Below are 19,008 nucleotides of genomic sequence, written 5' to 3' on the forward strand. Positions count from 1 at the left end.
GGGCGATCGCTTTGGTGTATCTTCAGCCAAGGGCGGTAATACTACTACTCTATAAAGACGTGAAGACCGATCCAGCTAAGAGCTTACCTATTTTTACAATATCTTTATCAGAGAATATTCTTCTGTCTGTACCTTGTGCCCCTAAAGTGGTTTATTGAATAGCTTATGCAACCAACTAATCCAAACCAATTTACGGAAAAAGCCTGGGAAGCGATCGCCCATACACCCGATATTGTTAAACAATATGCACAGCAGCAAATTGAAAGCGAACATCTGCTGAAAGCGCTGCTAGAACAAGATGGACTAACCAGCAGTGTTTTGACGAAAGCCAGTGTAAACTTACAAAAACTGCGCGATCGCACCGAACAATTTATCCAACGTCAACCGAAAGTATCTGGTAGCAGCAGTTCTGTTTATTTGGGACGCAGCTTGGATACACTTTTAGACCGCGCAGACGGATATCGTCAAGAATTCAAAGACGAATATATTTCAATTGAACATTTATTGCTGGCTTATGCCAAAGATGACCGCTTTGGCAAAGGTTTATTCCAAGAATTTGGTTTAGACGAAAGCAAACTAAAAAATATTATTAAACAAATTCGTGGGAGCCAAAAAGTGACCGACCAAAATCCAGAAGGCAAATATGAAGCACTGGAAAAATATGGGCGTGACCTCACAGAAGCAGCGCAGAAAGGTCAACTCGATCCAGTGATTGGGCGGGATGATGAAATTCGCCGGACTGTGCAAATTCTCTCTCGCCGCACTAAGAATAACCCGGTGTTAATTGGTGAACCAGGTGTTGGTAAAACTGCGATCGCGGAAGGATTAGCACAGCGCATTATCGCAGGTGATGTACCCCAATCTCTCAAAGACTGCAAGCTAATTGCCTTAGATATGGGTGCTTTGATTGCAGGGGCAAAATTCCGGGGTGAATTTGAAGAACGTCTAAAAGCAGTATTAAAAGAAGTTACCGAATCTACCGGCAAGATTGTTTTATTTATTGATGAAATTCATACCGTTGTCGGCGCTGGTGCAACCCAAGGCGCGATGGATGCTAGTAACTTATTAAAACCAATGTTAGCGCGGGGCGAATTGCGCTGTATTGGGGCGACAACTCTGGATGAATACCGCAAACATATTGAAAAAGATGCTGCATTAGAAAGACGCTTCCAGCAAGTTTATGTCGATCAGCCCAGCGTCGAAGATAGTATTTCCATTTTGCGCGGGTTGAGAGAACGTTATGAAAACCACCACGGAGTGAAGATTTCTGATAGTGCTTTAGTAGCCGCCGCCGTATTATCGAGTCGTTATATTAGCGATCGCTTTTTACCAGATAAAGCTATCGACTTAGTAGATGAAGCCGCCGCTAGGTTGAAAATGGAGATTACCTCCAAACCAGAGGAACTAGATGAAATTGACCGCAAGATTCTGCAATTGGAAATGGAGAAGCTATCACTACAAAAGGAAAGTGATGCAGCTTCTCGTGAACGCCTAGAAAGACTTGAAAAAGAAATTGCTGACCTGAAAGAAGAACAAAGTACTCTGAATGCTCAATGGCAATCTGAAAAAGATATCATTGACAAAATTCAGTCCGTCAAAAAAGAGATGGAACGCGTTAACTTGGAGATTCAGCAAGCAGAGCGCGATTACGATCTTAACCGGGCTGCGGAGTTAAAATATGGTAAATTAACCGATTTACATCGCAGATTAGAAGCAGCAGAAAACGAATTGGCAAATGCTCAAAGAAGTGGTAAATCACTGTTGCGGGAGGAAGTAACTGAAGCTGATATTGCGGAAATTATTTCTAAATGGACAGGAATTCCCATTAGTAAGTTAGTGGAATCAGAGAAAGAAAAACTGCTGCATTTAGAAGATGAATTGCACCGTCGTGTAATTGGACAAGAAGAAGCAGTTACAGCTGTCGCTGATGCAATTCAGCGATCGCGTGCGGGATTAGCCGATCCCAATCGTCCCATCGCTAGCTTTATTTTCCTGGGACCAACAGGTGTAGGTAAAACCGAATTGGCGAAAGCCTTAGCGGCGTATATGTTCGACACTGAAGATGCGCTGGTGCGAATCGATATGTCGGAGTATATGGAGAAACACGCCGTTTCTAGGCTGATTGGTGCGCCTCCAGGATATGTGGGCTATGAAGAAGGCGGACAACTAACTGAAGCCATTCGTCGTCGTCCGTACGCAGTGATTCTCTTCGACGAAATCGAGAAAGCACACCCCGATGTATTCAATATCTTTTTGCAAATTCTTGATGATGGTCGTGTGACTGATGCCCAAGGTCATACTGTAGACTTCAAGAACGCTATTATCATCATGACTAGCAACATCGGTTCTCAGTATATTCTTGATGTTGCTGGCGATAACGCTCACTACGACGAAATGCGTCGTCGCGTAATGGAGACAATGCGAAATAGTTTCCGTCCAGAATTCCTTAACCGAATTGACGAAATCATCATTTTCCACGGTTTGGATAAGAGGGAATTACGGCAAATTGTGCTGATACAAGTGGAAAGATTGCGGAAGAGACTGGGCGATCGCAAGATTTCTCTCAAACTCTCCGATACTGCACTTGACTTTTTAGCAGAAGTAGGATATGATCCGGTCTTTGGGGCGCGCCCACTAAAACGAGCAATTCAGCGAGAGTTGGAAACCCAAATTGCTAAAGCCATCTTACGCGGCGAATTTAATGACGGCGACACTATCTTTGTAGATGTGCAAAATGAGCGTCTTTCTTTTAGTCGGTTACCTGTTGAGGTGTTGACTAACTAATCCTGGATTAAGCTGTTACGCATAAAACTAGTGGTCTGTCGCAAAAGTTCTGATGGGTTAAAAAAGTTTGTAGTAAGCACTTCAGTGCTTAAAATTGAGCGATAAATCGCTCACTACAAACCCATCAAAACTAATGACATGAACTACTAGTACATTTATCTGATGACTGATGACCGTTAAGACTCAACGACCATCAAGAGTGTTTATCTAATTTAGATGCATATCAGCTGATCTCAGGGAATTTAGAGACGTAGCATTGCTACGTCTCTAAATTCATTTTGACCCAATGTTTATAAGAATTACGAATTATGTTGTCCTTTACAAAGCACTTGTCGCATTTTACGCATATTTGCTGGTAACTCTAAGTTCATTGCTTGTTGAATGAAAATTGATGGAATTGGGATATTAGGAGTAGCTTGCACAGTATAAGCGAGTAATGTACCTTTACCGCAATCTTGGAGGACTAAATTGGCGTCAAAGTCCTCAAAAGTCCCTTTTTCCATCCGAAATTGGATTTGTTGCCCCAGAACTTCTACAACATTAAGGTAAATTTCCACTTGAGCGGTGAAAAAGAAAAAGGCTTTCTGTGCTGCTTGATATAGACGTTTAACTTCTCCTTTATGTACTATTTCGCTCTTGGTGATATCGGGAAAATATTGTACCCAGCGTGGGTAATCAGTTAATTGTTGCCAGACTTGCGATCGCACCATTGGCAAATACATCCAAGCTGTTACAGCCGCACCACATGTCTTGTGCGATCGTGTTTCTACCAAAATTTCACCTTGTACCAGCAACTTTTGCTTGTCTTGACTCCAAGGCATATCGGAACCTGCAATAATTGAGTTTAAAATATGAGATGCAGACATAATGATTTAAGTTACTCCTCAACTCATCCACCTAACTGAGTTGAAACTACAAGCCATCAAAACTCGATCGATTCAACTCACTAAATTTTAGTTCCAGTTTAGTACTTGTTCTTTCCGGAAACACTCATTTTTTGATAATTATTTCAGTCATCTTACTGCAAAAACTGTGTTTCTTATCACAATTAACACAATCAATACTTAAGTGAAGTTTATCAGAAGAATACTACTAGATGAAACACTGCGTTCTTAACGGCTAGAATGGCACAAACACAATTTAATATCAAGCATCTTGCTCCAAGGTTTGAATAGCATCTCTCAATTTTTACGTATTATTTCTGATGAAATTGTCACTTCATCAGAAATTCATATCTTAATTATCAATATAAAATGTAATGTTCTGTTGAATTCAGAGGAAAAATAGGTGACTCAATCTTCTTTAAATCGTAGATTAATCCAGATTTTCGGTATCCTTCTGGGTATGAGCGTAGCTGTTTGGGTACTGAGAGGTTTGGGTATTCTTACTTTCATTCCCGGTGGAATAATTTGGTTACTATTACTAGGGGCGATCGCCATTGGGCTGATCGGTTATGCCCAAAGGACTTGGTGGCGTTTTTAAATAATTCGTAATTCGTAATGGGCTACGCCCCGGTACGTTCGCGCATCGTCTCGTAGATCCAAGGAGCTATTCGTAGTCTCTAATGAAGAATTGTGGCGTCCCTATTTTCACTCACCCCCAGAACTATTTAATAGTGAAGTAATGCCAAAAATTTACCAGGGGAACCGAAAATGCAAAAGTATAAATGTACTACTTGCGGTCACATATATGACCCAGAAGAAGGTGACGAAGATGGCAAAATAGCACCGGGAACACCTTTTGAATCCATCCCAGATGATTGGGCGTGTCCGGTTTGCGGTGTCCAAAAATCAGACTTTGAACCTTATGAAGAGTGAAAATAACAGCTAGCCTAGAGAGTAGGTGCTGTAAAAGAGATATTTTTGAAATTGGTAGCGTTACAAATTGTAGTTATTGGGGGTGGTGCAGCAGGATTTTTTGGCGCGATCGCTTGTGCTAAAGTTAATCCTGCTGCTGAAGTTACTTTAATCGAAGCCAGTCGTCAACCCCTAGCGAAAGTGCTAATTTCTGGTGGCGGACGCTGTAATGTCACCCACGCGTGCTTTGAACCTGGGGAATTAGTGCAAAATTACCCCAGAGGCGCAAAAGCTTTGCGGGGTGCTTTTAGTCGGTTCCAAGCTAAAGATACAGTAGCTTGGTTTGCTGCCCACGGAGTCTATTTAAAAACTGAAGCCGATGGTCGGATGTTTCCCGTCACCAACACTTCAGAAACCATTGTGGAATGTCTGATTAAAGCGGCGGCGAAATCTGGAGTAAAACTTCGCATTGGTACACCTGTAAGTTCAGTGCAGCGAACTTCAATTGATGGGCGGTTTGATATCCTCTTGAAGTCAGGAGAGACGATAAAATGCGATCGCCTACTTCTTGCTACCGGGAGTAGCTTAGTAGGTTATAAAATTGCTAGGGAGTTAGGCCATAAAATCGAACCACCAGTGCCGTCTTTATTTACTTTCAACATTCTCGATCAAAAGCTCAGGGAGTTGGCTGGAGTCAGCGTTAACTCTGTACAATTGCGGCTATCTCTTGGCGGAAAATCCCAATTACAACAAACTGGACCACTTCTAATTACCCATTGGGGTTTGAGTGGCCCGGCTGTTTTGAAACTTTCTGCTTGGGGTGCAAGAGTTCTGCACGAAAGCCGTTATCAAACAACATTATTAATTAATTGGCTGCCTGATTTGCACCAAGAACAAGTGCGAGAAAAAATTTTAGCAGTTAAGGATGAATGGGGAAAAAAAGCGATCGCCTTGCATCGTGGCGTTGACCTACCCCATCGTCTTTGGCAATATATCATTAGCCGTGCAGGAATTACCACAGAAGACCGTTGGGCAGAAATATCTAATAAAACCTTAAATCAGTTGGTACAAGAACTAACTCAAGGACAATATTTAATCAGTGGGAAAGGAGTTTTCAAAGAAGAATTTGTGACTTGTGGGGGACTCAACCTCAAAGAAGTCAATTTCCAAACAATGGAAAGTAGGTTAGTTCCTGGTCTTTATTTTGCTGGAGAAATTTTAGATATTGATGGTGTTACTGGCGGGTTTAACTTCCAAAGTGCTTGGACAACTGCCTATTTAGCTGGTAATGCGATGGGAACTTCAAAAGTAGATACAAATTGAAAGAGGTTGGAGACAAATAGACCAGCGTAAAGCCTTGCTACGCCAACACTTAGAGCAAGTCGACGTTTGCTTTTAGCGTCTCCTAGAGAGTGTCGGGTAGTTTTCCTCCTACCTTCCTCCATAAAATATTCCAGCAGATGAAGCCAAAGACTACACTCTGCTGGAAACTCTAGATGTGAAATTTTTTAGGAATCAACTTAGTAGCGATTATTGTTACGACGGGCATTACCGCCACCCCAGCTACCACGAGGAGAATTGCTTCTTTCCTCACGAGGTTTAGCTTTGTTGACTTTTAAATCACGTCCCATCCACTCAGCACCATCAAGCGCATCAATAGCAGCTTGTTCTTGTGCATCTGTTTCCATTTCCACAAAAGCGAACCCACGCGGCCGGCCTGTTTCCCGATCTGTGGGTAGTTGAACACGACCCACTGTTCCGTATTCTGCAAAAGCCCGCTTTAAGTCCTCTTCTGTAACCTGATATGACAGGTTTCCGACATAAATTGACATAGAAATCTCCGAATTCAGGGAGTGTAGAGAGTTAAATTCGGAGAGACGCTTTTTAAAAATCAAAACGAGTTACTCAACCGAAAATAATCCTTATGTCCATAAGTGTAGCACAGCCGTTGAATAGCAACTCGTACTCAATTTGATTCCCAATCAGAAGTTTCAGGGCACATTTAGACAGATTATAACGACGGACTTTTATTGCTTGTAATATGATGATTACAAACTAAATAGCAAATCGGTGTCAACTAGCGATCGCCCAGAGAAATTAATATTTTGGAAATTTAGATATGGACTAGGGGGTAAGTATTATTATCCGTAGTGGGTTTAATCATACCATGAGTGACTGTATTGCAAGCGAATTTTCAAATATTCATCTTCATCTCAAAATGCCCTTAGTTGTAGCTATCAGTGAATTGAGCTAAAATGCTTTCTGCTTCCTGACACAGCACTTCCTGATATTCACCGTTACTAGCCAGCAAACCTCCCCACTGATTGATATCACCAGTGTTGTATTCCAACGGTGTGCCATCGAAGTGAGTAAACTGACCTCCCGCTTCTGTTAAAATCAGTTCTGGGGCTGCCATATCCCAGTCTTTAGGAGCAGATTTGCCCGAAAGAGAAATGTAGATATCTGCTTGTTGTTCCACAATGGTGGCGATTTTACATCCCACACTGCCAACAGATTTATGATTTTGACAAGGTAAGTTTTTAAGTAAATAATCTAATCGTTGATTGCGGTGAGAGCGACTAACGACTAAGGTTAAATCCTCAATTCGTTTACCTGACGATACTTGTAAAGGAACAGAACCATCACGGGTTTCTACAAATGTACCGCCGCCTTTGATTGCATAATATAACTTTTCGGCTTCTGGAACTACCACCACTGCTAATACTGGGCGTTTTTCTTTGACTAAAGCAATGTGAATTGCATACTCACCAGTTTTTTCGATAAAGTCGCGTGTACCATCCAAAGGATCGATAATCCATACCCAAGGAGTAGACGATTGTGGGGAATGATTTAGGGATTGATAGGTTTCTTCGCTGATGTAGGCAAAATCTTCATTACCTAAACTTGCTTGTAACTTCTCAAGAATATATTGACTGACAGCTACATCGGCAACAGTAACAGGCTCATTCTGTTTATATTGGATTTCTAAATTAGGATCTTTAGCGGTGCCGTGGTAATACGATCGCAGTATATCTGCTGCTTCCCAACCTATCTGACGAGCGATCGCTAATATTTCTTGTAAGTCTTTCATTAATTTAGCCCGACATAACTTAAATTATCTATAACCTGAGCTGTGTTTCCTAACTTTCAATCCATCCAGCGGCGGGTACCAAAAACTTGACATGAATCCGCAGCTATGTATGCTGCTAGTGATAGTGCATCGGTAAAACTTTCTTTTAAAATGTAATGACAGAAGCTACCGTGAAAAATATCTCCAGCCCCTAAGGTATCAACCGTTTGAATCTGTGGCACATTTACAATACCAGTTTTAGTGCAACTCAAGTATTCAATTGCTTGTTCTCCGTGGGTAATGGCGATATGAGGAATATTAAATTTGCTCAGATAAGCAAAAACATCTTCTCCAGTTTGGCAGTTGGGAGGATAAAAATTAGCCGAACATATGGCGTAATCGACAAAAGGTAGAATTTGCTCAAATCCAGGCTTCCAACTACCACCATCGATCGCTACTGGGATATTCTGAGCTTTAGCCATTTGGGCTATAGCATAACCAACCGTCATCTGATGTCCATCAATTAGTACGATGGCAACATTGTCTAAAATATTTGCTGGGATAGATGCGCTGCTGGCTTGAGTTTTCACCGCATTGATGGAAACTACAGCTCGTTGACCTGTAGCTTGGGTGACAATAATCGAAGAGACAGGTGGTGCTAAATCAGTGGTAGGCTCAAGATCGGCGATCGCCACTTTGTAATTTGCCAAATCACCTCGAATTAGCTGCGTCATTGGGTGAGAACCCACCACACCCAAAACTGTAGCCTGATTACCTAAATAACTGAAAGTCACAGCTGCGTTTGTAGCTGGGCCACCTGCTGCCACACTATAGTCAGTAGCAACAATCTTCTGATTATTGTGAGGGGGAGAGTCAGCGAGGTAAATTAAATCCAAGGTTACTAAACCTACAAATAATCCTTTGTTATTTGTCATTTCTCATTTGTCATCAATTCTTTTTACTAACTCCTAAGAGCATGTTTTAAAAGTCCTTTTATCGTTAGCAAAACGTTCTATATCCCCCTAAATCCCCCTTAAAAAGGGGGACTTTAATTCCAGTTCTCCCCTCTTTTTAAGGGGGGTTAGGGGGGATCTAAAAGTGCCTAATCACAGCTAACTACTTTTAAACAACCTCTAAAATCTAAAATCTAAAATCCAAAATTGAACGGCTCTTAACTTTTTGCTCATGCAAACAGATCCAAAACCAAGAACACTTTACGTTGTCGGTACACCAATTGGCAACTTGGAAGATATGACTTTTCGGGCGGTGCGAATTTTGCAAACTGTAGATATGATTGCTGCGGAAGACACGCGCCACACAGGGAAATTGCTACAGCATTTTGAAATTAAGACACCCCAAGTCAGTTACCATGAGCATAATCGTACCAGTCGGATTCCAGAGTTATTAGAACATTTAACTAACGATAAAGCGATCGCTCTTGTGAGTGATGCGGGAATGCCAGGAATATCCGATCCTGGATATGAACTGGTAAAAGCCTGTATTGAAGCGGGGATTGCAGTAGTTCCTATTCCTGGAGCTAGTGCAGCAATTACCGCTTTGAGTGCAGCTGGATTACCAACAGATCGATTTGTCTTTGAAGGTTTTCTCCCAGCCAAAAGTCAACAGCGACGAGAACATTTAGAATCTTTGCAAACAGAATCTCGCACATTAATTTTCTACGAATCGCCCCACCGCTTGCGAGATACTTTACAAGACTTAGCAGAGGTTTGGGAAAGCGATCGCCAAATTGTGCTGGGACGGGAGTTAACTAAATTGTATGAGGAATTTTGGCGGGGAACAATTGCCGAGGCGATCGCCCACTACAGCCAACGCGATCCCCAAGGTGAATACACCCTAGTCTTAGCAGGAATTCCCCCCAGCCAGCATCAATTGACAGAAGAAGAACTTAAAGCCGAATTGAAACAATTAATTAGTCAAGGAATATCGCGATCGCAAGCTAGCCGACAATTAGCAAAATTTACCTCACTTCCCCGCCGCCAAGTTTATCAACTAGCTCTTTCCTTAATCGTCACCCCTGATTCCTGAACATCTAATACCATAATATTTCTTTCTTCTTTGCGCCTTTGCGCCTTTGCGTGAGTTTTTTTAAATAAAATTATATGCAAAATAATCTCCTTAAAAACAATCCTCAAAAATCGCCCATATTATTTTTACTAACCTTAGCCATAGCTCTCAGAACCTACAATATCAATTCCCCAATTATCGGTATTCATTCCTGGCGTCAGTCAGATACAGCCGCGATCGCCAGGAATTTTTATGAGAATAATTTCAACTTATTTTATCCTCAAATTGATTGGGGAGGTAATTCCCCTGGATATTGTGAAACAGAATTTCCAATTTATTCCTTTATCATTGCTCTAATTTACAAGGTTTTTGGAGCTTACGAATTTTGGGGTAGATTATTATCAATTATTTGTTTTTTAGTAGCCCTCTACTTCCTTTATCAGCTTGTTATCAAAATTTTAGATCAACAAGTTGCATTTTGGTCTTGCTTATTTTTTGTAATTTTACCTTTAAATATTTTTTATAGTAGAACTTTTCAGCCAGAGTCGATGCTGTTAATGTGTTCAATTATCGGCATTTACTACTTCATAAATTGGCTTGACTCCGAAAAATGGCCAGATTTAATTTTATCAGGTAGCTTTGTAGCCTTAGCTTGTTTAATCAAAGTTTTACCAATAATATATTTAGGAATTCCACTTTTTTACTTAGCATGGACTAAATTTGGTATCAGAATTTTTTCTCAAATATCTCTGTGGATTTATAGCGTATTTATATTAATATCTGTATGCATCTGGTATTACCATGCTCATCAACTATTTTTAGAGTATGGTAATACTTTTGGTTTTTGGTCAAGTTCAACAAATAGGTATAACTATAATATTGTACTCACCTTAAATTTTTGGACAGAAATATTCTTTAGAACTCTTGTTAGACATTTTGCTATTTTTGGCTTTCCCATATTTTTATTAGGATTGTTGATTCCTAGAAAAAGTTCACGAGAATATGTATTAGATATTTGGTTAATTTCAGTCATCTTAACTTGGATTTTAGTACCTGTTACTAGCTTAGTACATGAATATTATCAACTCCCATTTATGCTTCCGGGAGTGATAATTATGGGGAAAGCTTGTAGTCGATACTTCGATAAAAATGCTCATAAAGTTAATTATAAAAAATCCATAGTATTCTGCTTATGTTTAACTATAGCTGCTGGATCTGTTATTTATACCATTGATTATATGTTCAAAGAAAGAATAGATAAATCTGGTGTTTTCCAATTAGCACAGCAAGTAAAACAAAATACTGAACCTAAATCCCTAATAATTTCTAGTACAGGCAGCGATCCAACATTACTTTATTTATCACATCGTAAAGGATGGCTAATTAACCACAGCGATGTCAATGAAGAATCTATCTTATCTAAAGTAAAACTTGGAGCTAAGTATTTAGTAGGAAGTTTTAATTTTCTAGAAAGCTATAATCTTGTCGTGGATGATAACCAAAAACAAAAAATTCGTAACATTCTCAATAAATATCCCAATCGTCTCAAAGATGGTATGAACTTTATTGCTAAATTATCGTGATTTCAACGGTTTGAAAAAGGTAGAAAAAACAAAATATCACATGAAAAGCTTAGTTCGGTTTTCCTTTTGGAAGCAAATTATTTTTGCCCTCTTATTTTATGTTATTTGCAGTAGTATAGGTATTTTCCTTTCACCGGATGGGATTGCCAAATTAGTTGTATATGGAGGAAGAAAATTTCAGTACTGGGATGCAATTCATTATGTGAATCTGGGATTACATCCTGCTTGTCAAGCCTTCTACCCGCTCTGGTCTCAAATAATTAATATATTTGCCTCAGGAAGTTCCGTGGTTGGACTTCGGTATGCTTTTATTCTTTCCAATATCCTCTTTGCTCTGTCATTACCTATCGTCTTATTTGTTTTGCAAAAAGTTATTAAGTCAGAAACTCTGAGCTTTATAACTCTTATGCTTTATGTTCTTAATCCCAATTCCATTTTTCATGGTAATGGCTATACCGAGAGCTTGTTTTCAGTGTGGGCAATTATTAGTGTAGTAGCTCTTTTATCTGCAAATTCTCTGTTTTGGAATGGTATCTTAGCGCTCTGTGTGATTCTGATGTCTGTGTCTCGACCGAGTTTAGTGCAGCTTGTCTTTGCTGCATTGAGTGCCATGATTTGCGTCTTTTTAGGAAATCGTTTGCAGCCGGAAAATCCTTCCAAGACTAAGGAGTGGCAGAGATATACGATCCCCACTGGACTGATTGTTATCTGCGCTATAGCAGGTTATTCCATCTACGGTGTTTACTGTCTATTATCAACAGGCAACTTTTTGACTCCCTTTCAAGCTCAAGTGGAGTGGGGAAGAACTCTTCAGTTCCGACCGTTATTTCTATTGTTTCCCAAGTCGCTGTTAAATGACTTACACGGTCTATATTTTCCATTTATTCTATTTTTCTTAGTAGTTATCCTCATTTACTTTCATGCTAAACACAAGCAGATTTCGCTATATGTACCTAAAAATCCTCTAGTATGGATAACCCTTTTTTATCCTCCTCTAGCGGTTTTTATCTATTCCATTCGTTCTTGGCAGTTAGGAAAAGCGGGTAAACTTACTCCTCAATATGTAACTCCAACTATTGCCAAACTACAAACAAATTATGTCTTCTTTTTTTGCTTATCTATTTGTATGGCTAATGCTGCAATTGGATTTCTGGCAGCTTCAGGCTTTCTTTATAGTTTGGCAAGATTTGTTTTTGGAACACCCTTCTTTTTTATTGCTTTCGGTATGGTGTTAGACCATCTTGACAGTCCAAAAACGCGACAATTTCTGTATGGATGTCTCCTATTTTCTTGCTTGGGGTTAGTCGAACAGTGGTATCGGTGGGGGAATAATCATTGGGTTGGTTGACACTTAATACGGTTTAATTAAAGCAAGAGACGCGATCAATCGCCGTCTCTACAATAGACTTTCTTTTCCCCTTCTTCTTTGCGCCTACCCTACGGTAACGCCTAAAGGCGAATGCGTGAAACAAAAAATTATTGATGCCAAATCTGAATTATTCAATAATTCTTTGGGGACTGGGCTTGAATTAAACAACTTCTCAATGTTTCAGCTAAGACCTTTACGTGAGGTTCACAAAGTAAAGAAAGGTGAGAACCGGGAATGTAATGGATATCTAGTCCTCCAGCAACTAACTCACCCCAACCGAATTGAGGCTCGTATTGTGTCCCTATAGATTCATCCCGATTTTGATCCTCAGTCCGCAAGAGGATAGCTCGACCGGGGTAAACTGGGTAAATATATTGACTAATAGCTTGAGTATTAGTATCTATAATCTTTAAGTGCTTGTCAGTTTCAGGTAAATCAAGTGCCACTTCTAAGTAACGCTTATATCTATTTTGGAGACGGGACTTACTCCAATAGCTCCATCTCTGAATCGTTTCCCAAAGGTAAATCGGTCCTTGTTGAACAATTTTATTTAGATGCAAGAAAATTCGTTTGATAAATGGCGATCGCCGACTATAACCAGGACGACAACTATCAAGGATAATTAGAGTACCAATTTCTTCACCTTGTTCGTGGAGTTGTCGAGCCATCTCGAAGGCAACTGCACCCCCAAAGGAATAACCTCCGAGAAAATAAGGGCCATGAGGTTGAAGGGTCTGGATTTCTTGAATGTAGTGCGCTGCCATATCTTCAACGCGAGTATGGAGAGGGTATTTACCATCTAGCCCGCGTGGTTGTAGTCCGTAAAATGGTTGTTCTGTTCCTAGATACATGGCCAATTCACGGAAACACAAGACTTCTCCACCGAGTCCGTGAATGCAGAAAAACGGTGGCTTGGAACCATTCGGTTGAATTTCTACCAGGGATGACCAAGTAGTTCTTGATTTGCCCAAGGAAGTTTTGTTTGTCGCTAAATCTTCTTCTTGGGAGATTATTTTCGCTAAAGCCTCGACAGTGCTGGATTGGAAAAGAATGGCAAGAGGCAGATGTTGATTAAATGTCTTCTCAATCTGCCAAAACAGTTTGACTGCCAGTAAAGAATGTCCTCCTAATTCAAAGAAGTTATCTTGAACGCCAATGGGTTGGACACCTAAAAGTTGTTCCCAAATCTCTGTTAACTGGCGTTCTACTTCATTGCGGGGAGCAACAAAACTCGCTTCTGGCTCTTGTCTTGCTAAGTCGGGTGCAGGTAGGGCGCGGCGGTTTACCTTGCCGTTGGCAGTTAAGGGCATGGTATCGAGCAAGACGAAAGCCGAAGGTATCATGTACTGCGGCAGCTTTGCCCTGAGGAAGTGCCGTATTTCACTAATTGCGAGTGCTGAGTCCTGATTTGGGATAACGTAAGCTACTAAACGTTGATCCCCAGGAATGTCTTCACGGACAATGACTACAGTCTGGAGTACATCTGGATGTTGGGCTAATACCGTCTCAATTTCCCCTGGTTCAATACGTATGCCACGGATTTTGACTTGATGATCTCGGCGTCCGAGAATTGCCAGAGATCCATCTGGACGATAGCAACCGCGATCGCCTGTATAATAAACCAAATCCTGTTCGTCATTCCCAAAGGGATTTTTGACAAACCGAGAACGATTTTCTTGCTGGGCATTGATGTAGCCCAAACTCCTAAATGGAGTCCTTATAACAATTTCGCCCGGTTCACCAATGCCACACGGTTGATCGTTTGGTGTAAAAACTAATGCTTGAGTTTCAGGCAACGGCAACCCTACAGGCTGTACCCCTGGCGTACACTCAACAGGCACTCGATAATAACACTTAGCCAAAGTTGTCTCTGTCGGCCCATAGAGATTCACAATTTCACCTGATTCTGGGAAGGCATCTCGCCACCGAAGTACAAGTGTTTCCTTGAGAGGTTCTCCAGCAAAAAATAACCAGCGTAAGTTACGTAGGGAGACTCCAGAGGGCACATTACCTAACCAAGATTGCGCCAAAGAAGGAACTGTATGCAGAAGAGAAATTTGCTCATCTTCCAAGTAACGCAAAATTTTAGTCGGTTCTAGGTTATCGCCCTCTTCAGGCAAACACAGGGTTGCACCACTAATCAAAGGTAAGAAAATATCTCTGAGGACGACATCAAAGCTCAAACCGGTCAATTGGGCAATTCTGTCTTGCTGACCAATTTTAAATGTCTGCTGCTGCCAGTTGAGAAAATGCGCCATTCCTTTGTGACATCCCAGCACCCCCTTAGGTACGCCAGTAGTACCGGAAGTAAAGAAAATATAAGCGGCATCATCACCAGTGATTTGAGGCAAATTGATTGCTTGAGTATTGCTCTGGGGGGAATTTATAGTTTCTCCTGTGTCTGGGTTCACAGGGATAATTGTTAAGGATTCCCATATTTCTTTGTTTTCTGGGCGATCGCCATCAATATATAATATGTACTTGGCTTTAGCTTCTTTTAACATGAGTTGATGGCGATCGCTAGGCAGTTTCGGATCGAGTGTCAATAGCACACCGCCACTGAGGAGTACACCCGTCATGCTTGCAATCAGCCCAAAGCTGCGCGTACCGAACACGCCGACAACATCTCCCCGCTGAAGTCCGTGGGATAACAAAACCTCTGCTAAGTCTTGAGCTATTTTGCCCAATTCCCCATAGTTCCAAGTACGAGACCCTTGACGCAGTGCTGAATGTTCTGGGGTGTGGTTTACCCAAGAAGTAAACATTGTTGTTACCAATTCGTACTCTGGTTCTGGTAACGCCACCCTTGGTTCTGGCAGCAAAGGTCGAGCTTGTGGTGTAACAAGAGAATACAAACTGATTTGTCTATCTGGAGCAGCAACAATTTGATTCAGCAAATGATGGAATTGATGGAGCATTTCCATCATTCGCTCTGGAGTAAATAAATCGGTATTGTAGACTAAATCAAGTTTGATTCCCTGGTTTTGCTCTGTAACATAAAGAGTTAAATCGAACTTGGAAGCTGTTTCTAGCATCGGCACTTGTTCTACAGCCAACCCAGGAATTTCCAGTTGGATGTCTCTTAAATTGAGCATATTAAACCACACTTGAAATAGTGGGTTATGGCTAGTATCTCGCTCTGGTTGCAGTTCTTCTACCAGTTTCTCAAAGGGCGTATCTTGATGGGCGTAAGCACCTAATGCCATCTGCCGAACTCGACTCAGCAGTAAGCGAAAACTGGGATTACTAGAAAAATCAGTCCGTAAAACCACAGTATTAATGAAAAATCCAATCAATCCTTCAATTTCAGAACGGTTACGTCCAGCAATGGGAGAACCGATAAGAATGTCTTCTTGCCCAGTGTAGCGGTGCAGTATTGTCCCAAATGCCGCCAGCAAGGTCATAAATAGGGTGACACCTTCCTGACGGGAAAGTTCTGTGAGCGATGTACTTAGGCTTTGGGGTAGCATCAACGATTGAGCCGCGCCTTGGTAACTTTGCACTGGTGGGCGTGGTCGGTCAGTAGGCAATTCCAGTACAGTATTAGCACTGCCTAACTGGGTTTTCCAGTAATTTATTTGACTGGAGAGTACTTCACCCGATAGCCATTGGTGCTGCCAAACCGCGAAATCAGCATATTGAATTGGTAATTTTGCTAGGGGCGAAGGCTTATCATTTAAAAACGCTTCATAAACAGCTGCTAACTGCTGCCAGAGAATCCCCATTGACCAACCATCTGAGGCGATGTGGTGCATTACCAACAGTAATATCTGCTCATTTTCGTCTATTTGCAGCAAGCTAGCCCGCAACATCAAGTCAGATTCTAAGTTGAAAGGAGGTTGTGCTTCTTGACTGAGGAGATATTGCGCTTGCTCCTGCGTAACTTTAATTACCTGTAGTTCCACTGGACGAGGATTGCCAATGACTTGTATGGGGCTACCATCAGGTGATGTAATAAAGTTTGTTCGCAGTGCTTCATGATGAACAACGATCGCATCTAATGCCTGTTGCAATACACCCACGTTTAATTCACCCGTTAAGCGCTGTGCATCTGGGATGATATAGGCTCGGCTGTTGGGTTCCAACTGCTCTAAAAACCACACTCGCTGCTGGGCAAAAGATAAGGGCGCTGATTCTCGATTGGCTATTTGCGGGATAGTTTGGTTTTGGGGATCGTTTTGTTGAGTCTGGTTTTCAGCGATTGCTTGAGCTAAAGTAGCGATCGTGGAATTCTCAAACAAAAGTTGCAACGGTATTTCTATTTGGAAGGCTTGGCGAACTCTAGACATCACTTGAGTAGCCAGTAGTGAATGTCCTCCCAATTCAAAAAAATTGTCGTGAATACCCACTTGTTCCAGACGCAAAACTTTTGCCCAGATGCTAGCTAAAACCTCTTCTGTGGAATTCTGGGGTGCAACAAAGTTAGTTGACAGACTAGATGTATCTGGTGCAGGTAAAGCGCGGCGGTCTATTTTACCGTTGGGGTTTAAGGGCAATGTATCTAAAAATATAAAGGAGGCAGGTACCATATATTCAGGTAGCCGACCTTGCAAAAAATGCCGCAATTCAACCTGACTAGGGATTTCCTCTGACCTAGCAACGAGATATGCCACAAGTCGCTTATCACCAGGAATATCTTCTCTGGCAATAACTAAAGTCTGTGTCAATGCCGGATGTTGACTAAGTGCAACTTCAATTTCTCCCAACTCAATCCGGAAGCCGCGTATTTTCACCTGGTGGTCAATCCGACCAAGGAACTCGATATTACCATCATTTAACTGACGTACCAAGTCCCCAGTTTTGTAAAGGCGTGCCCCTTTTTCAGAGCTAAAAGGATCGAGAATAAACTTTTCTGTGGTCAATTCTGGACGATTCAGATACCCTCGCGCTAGACCAACACCGCCAATATGCAGTTCACCTGATTCACCAACAGGTACAGGCTGCAAATTTTCATCAAGAATATAAATATAGGCATTGGTAATGGGGCAACCAATGGGAGCAATGGCGTAATTAGTGCCGCGCTGACAAGTCCAAAATGTGGTGTCGATGGAAGCTTCCGTAGGACCATAGCAATTATGCAGAACATTGTCCAAATTCAATTGGGCAAAGAATCGCTCTATAAGTTCCACAGATAAAGCTTCACCACCACTAGTTACATGCCTGAGAAATCTGCCTTTTTCAATTCCTTTCTCTTCCAGTAACACGCGCAGTATGGAAGGTACCAGCGCCAGCACAGTGATTTGCTGCTCGGTAATCATCTTGACAAGGTAGGCAGCGTCTTGATGTCCACCAGGGCGAGCCATAATTAATTGCCCCCCGAAGCACAAAGGCCAGAATATCTGCCACACCGAAGGGTCAAAACTAAAAGAAATGGTCAGTAAAACTTTATCTGCCTGAGTTAATCCAAAGGTTGTTTGCCGCCAGTACAGTTGATTACAGATTCCCCGATGTGGGATCATTACACCCTTAGGCTGTCCTGTAGAACCAGATGTGTAGATTACGTAGATGAGGTTATCAGGCGTTGTCTCATTTACAGGATTTTCTTGATTGTTCTGGGTGTTTTCTTCCCCAAATAAGTCGAGACAAATTACTTGTGCCTGTTGCGGTGGTAAGTTGTTGACCAATTTCTCTTGGGTTAACAACACTGGTGTTTGTGTGTCTGACAAGATGAAGGCTAAACGCTCTTGAGGATATGACGGATCTAAAGGCACATAAGCGCCTCCCGCTTTGAGAATTCCCAACAGTCCGACAATCATCTCTAAGGAACGCTCCAGACAAATACCCACAAGTACATCCGGTTTGACGCCTAAAGTACGTAGGTAATGCGCTAGCTGATTCGCCCGTTCGTTTAACTGCTGATAGGTAAGTTGAGTGTTTTCAAATACTACAGCAATTGCTTGGGGCGATCGCTCTACTTGCATCTCAAACATTTGATGGATGCACAGATCTTGATAAATTGCTCCATCGTCACTGGATTCCTGTAAAACTTCAGTACCAAGGATCTCAGTTAAGCCATCTAACGGAATATTTTGCTTATATTCTGAAGTTTGATTATTTCTCTGCATTTTATATATATTAATAACTTAACTAAAGATTAATAACTTACTAAAGTCTCTCCATATCCGCAAGAAGGGCAAAAAATATCGTACACAAAATCATATATGTGCTAGCTATAGTCGCCACTTATTAGGCATTATTTACCTACGGCTGCAATATCGTAAAATATATAATAAAATTTACGTGGAATTATTAGTCCAACCGGGCAATAAATAACCAAAAGAATAATACAAAAATTCTCATATTTTACATAAGTTAAGTGGGCAAGAATAAACCAAATTATATTACGAAACGTAAACACACCTAAAACCCTTATAAATCGGT

The 19,008-nt window shown here is 41.3% G+C and carries 12 protein-coding genes; 7 read left to right on the forward strand and 5 right to left on the reverse strand.

What is annotated here, in order from left to right:
* Window positions 1-165 precede the first annotated feature (165 nt).
* On the forward strand, window positions 166-2,784 hold the full coding sequence (gene clpB, locus ACFG4S_RS23515) for an ATP-dependent chaperone ClpB (protein ID WP_392531400.1): 2,619 nt from the start codon (window positions 166-168) through the stop codon (window positions 2,782-2,784).
* A gap of 299 nt (window positions 2,785-3,083) precedes the next feature.
* On the opposite strand, the gene ACFG4S_RS23520 is transcribed toward clpB, so the two are convergent.
* On the reverse strand, window positions 3,084-3,650 hold the full coding sequence (locus ACFG4S_RS23520) for an SRPBCC family protein (RefSeq protein WP_392531401.1): 567 nt from the start codon (window positions 3,648-3,650) through the stop codon (window positions 3,084-3,086).
* Between the two features lie 421 nt (window positions 3,651-4,071).
* Between ACFG4S_RS23520 and ACFG4S_RS23525 the strand changes: the two genes are divergently transcribed.
* The 3 genes from ACFG4S_RS23525 (at window position 4,072) to ACFG4S_RS23535 (ending at window position 5,903) form a co-directional block, all read left to right on the forward strand.
* Window positions 4,072-4,266 carry a hypothetical protein gene (locus tag ACFG4S_RS23525; protein ID WP_392531402.1) on the forward strand — a complete coding sequence of 65 codons (195 nt, stop codon included), beginning with the start codon at window positions 4,072-4,074 and terminating at the stop codon, window positions 4,264-4,266.
* A 170-nt stretch (window positions 4,267-4,436) separates the two neighbouring features.
* Complete coding sequence (gene rd, locus ACFG4S_RS23530) at window positions 4,437-4,601, forward strand: rubredoxin (protein ID WP_392531403.1); 165 nt, start codon at window positions 4,437-4,439, stop codon at window positions 4,599-4,601.
* Between the two features lie 51 nt (window positions 4,602-4,652).
* Entirely contained in the window at window positions 4,653-5,903 is a 1,251-nt protein-coding gene (locus ACFG4S_RS23535; RefSeq protein ID WP_392536063.1) for an NAD(P)/FAD-dependent oxidoreductase, read from the forward strand.
* 197 nt (window positions 5,904-6,100) lie between these two features.
* Here ACFG4S_RS23535 and ACFG4S_RS23540 read toward each other — a convergent pair whose 3' ends face one another.
* From ACFG4S_RS23540 to ACFG4S_RS23550, 3 genes are all read right to left on the reverse strand, one after another.
* Window positions 6,101-6,412: an RNA recognition motif domain-containing protein gene (locus tag ACFG4S_RS23540; RefSeq protein WP_392531404.1), complete on the reverse strand. Its 312-nt coding sequence runs from the start codon at window positions 6,410-6,412 to the stop codon at window positions 6,101-6,103.
* Between the two features lie 392 nt (window positions 6,413-6,804).
* Window positions 6,805-7,671 carry a 3'(2'),5'-bisphosphate nucleotidase CysQ gene (locus ACFG4S_RS23545; protein WP_392531405.1) on the reverse strand — a complete coding sequence of 289 codons (867 nt, stop codon included), beginning with the start codon at window positions 7,669-7,671 and terminating at the stop codon, window positions 6,805-6,807.
* Between the two features lie 56 nt (window positions 7,672-7,727).
* The gene (locus tag ACFG4S_RS23550) at window positions 7,728-8,585 is read right to left on the reverse strand and encodes a sugar kinase (protein WP_392531406.1); all 858 of its coding nucleotides are present in this window, start codon (window positions 8,583-8,585) and stop codon (window positions 7,728-7,730) included.
* A 250-nt stretch (window positions 8,586-8,835) separates the two neighbouring features.
* Between ACFG4S_RS23550 and rsmI the strand changes: the two genes are divergently transcribed.
* The 3 genes from rsmI (at window position 8,836) to ACFG4S_RS23565 (ending at window position 12,606) form a co-directional block, all read left to right on the forward strand.
* Window positions 8,836-9,696: a 16S rRNA (cytidine(1402)-2'-O)-methyltransferase gene (gene rsmI, locus ACFG4S_RS23555; protein WP_392531407.1), complete on the forward strand. Its 861-nt coding sequence runs from the start codon at window positions 8,836-8,838 to the stop codon at window positions 9,694-9,696.
* Window positions 9,697-9,770: 74 nt separating this feature from the next.
* Window positions 9,771-11,258: an ArnT family glycosyltransferase gene (locus ACFG4S_RS23560; protein WP_392531408.1), complete on the forward strand. Its 1,488-nt coding sequence runs from the start codon at window positions 9,771-9,773 to the stop codon at window positions 11,256-11,258.
* 40 nt (window positions 11,259-11,298) lie between these two features.
* Window positions 11,299-12,606: a mannosyltransferase family protein gene (locus tag ACFG4S_RS23565; protein ID WP_392531409.1), complete on the forward strand. Its 1,308-nt coding sequence runs from the start codon at window positions 11,299-11,301 to the stop codon at window positions 12,604-12,606.
* 152 nt (window positions 12,607-12,758) lie between these two features.
* Here ACFG4S_RS23565 and ACFG4S_RS23570 read toward each other — a convergent pair whose 3' ends face one another.
* On the reverse strand, window positions 12,759-18,692 hold the full coding sequence (locus tag ACFG4S_RS23570) for an amino acid adenylation domain-containing protein (RefSeq protein WP_392531410.1): 5,934 nt from the start codon (window positions 18,690-18,692) through the stop codon (window positions 12,759-12,761).
* Window positions 18,693-19,008: the final 316 nt, after the last annotated feature.

The organism is Nostoc sp. C117, assembly GCF_043099735.1.
Classification (GTDB): domain Bacteria; phylum Cyanobacteriota; class Cyanobacteriia; order Cyanobacteriales; family Nostocaceae; genus Nostoc.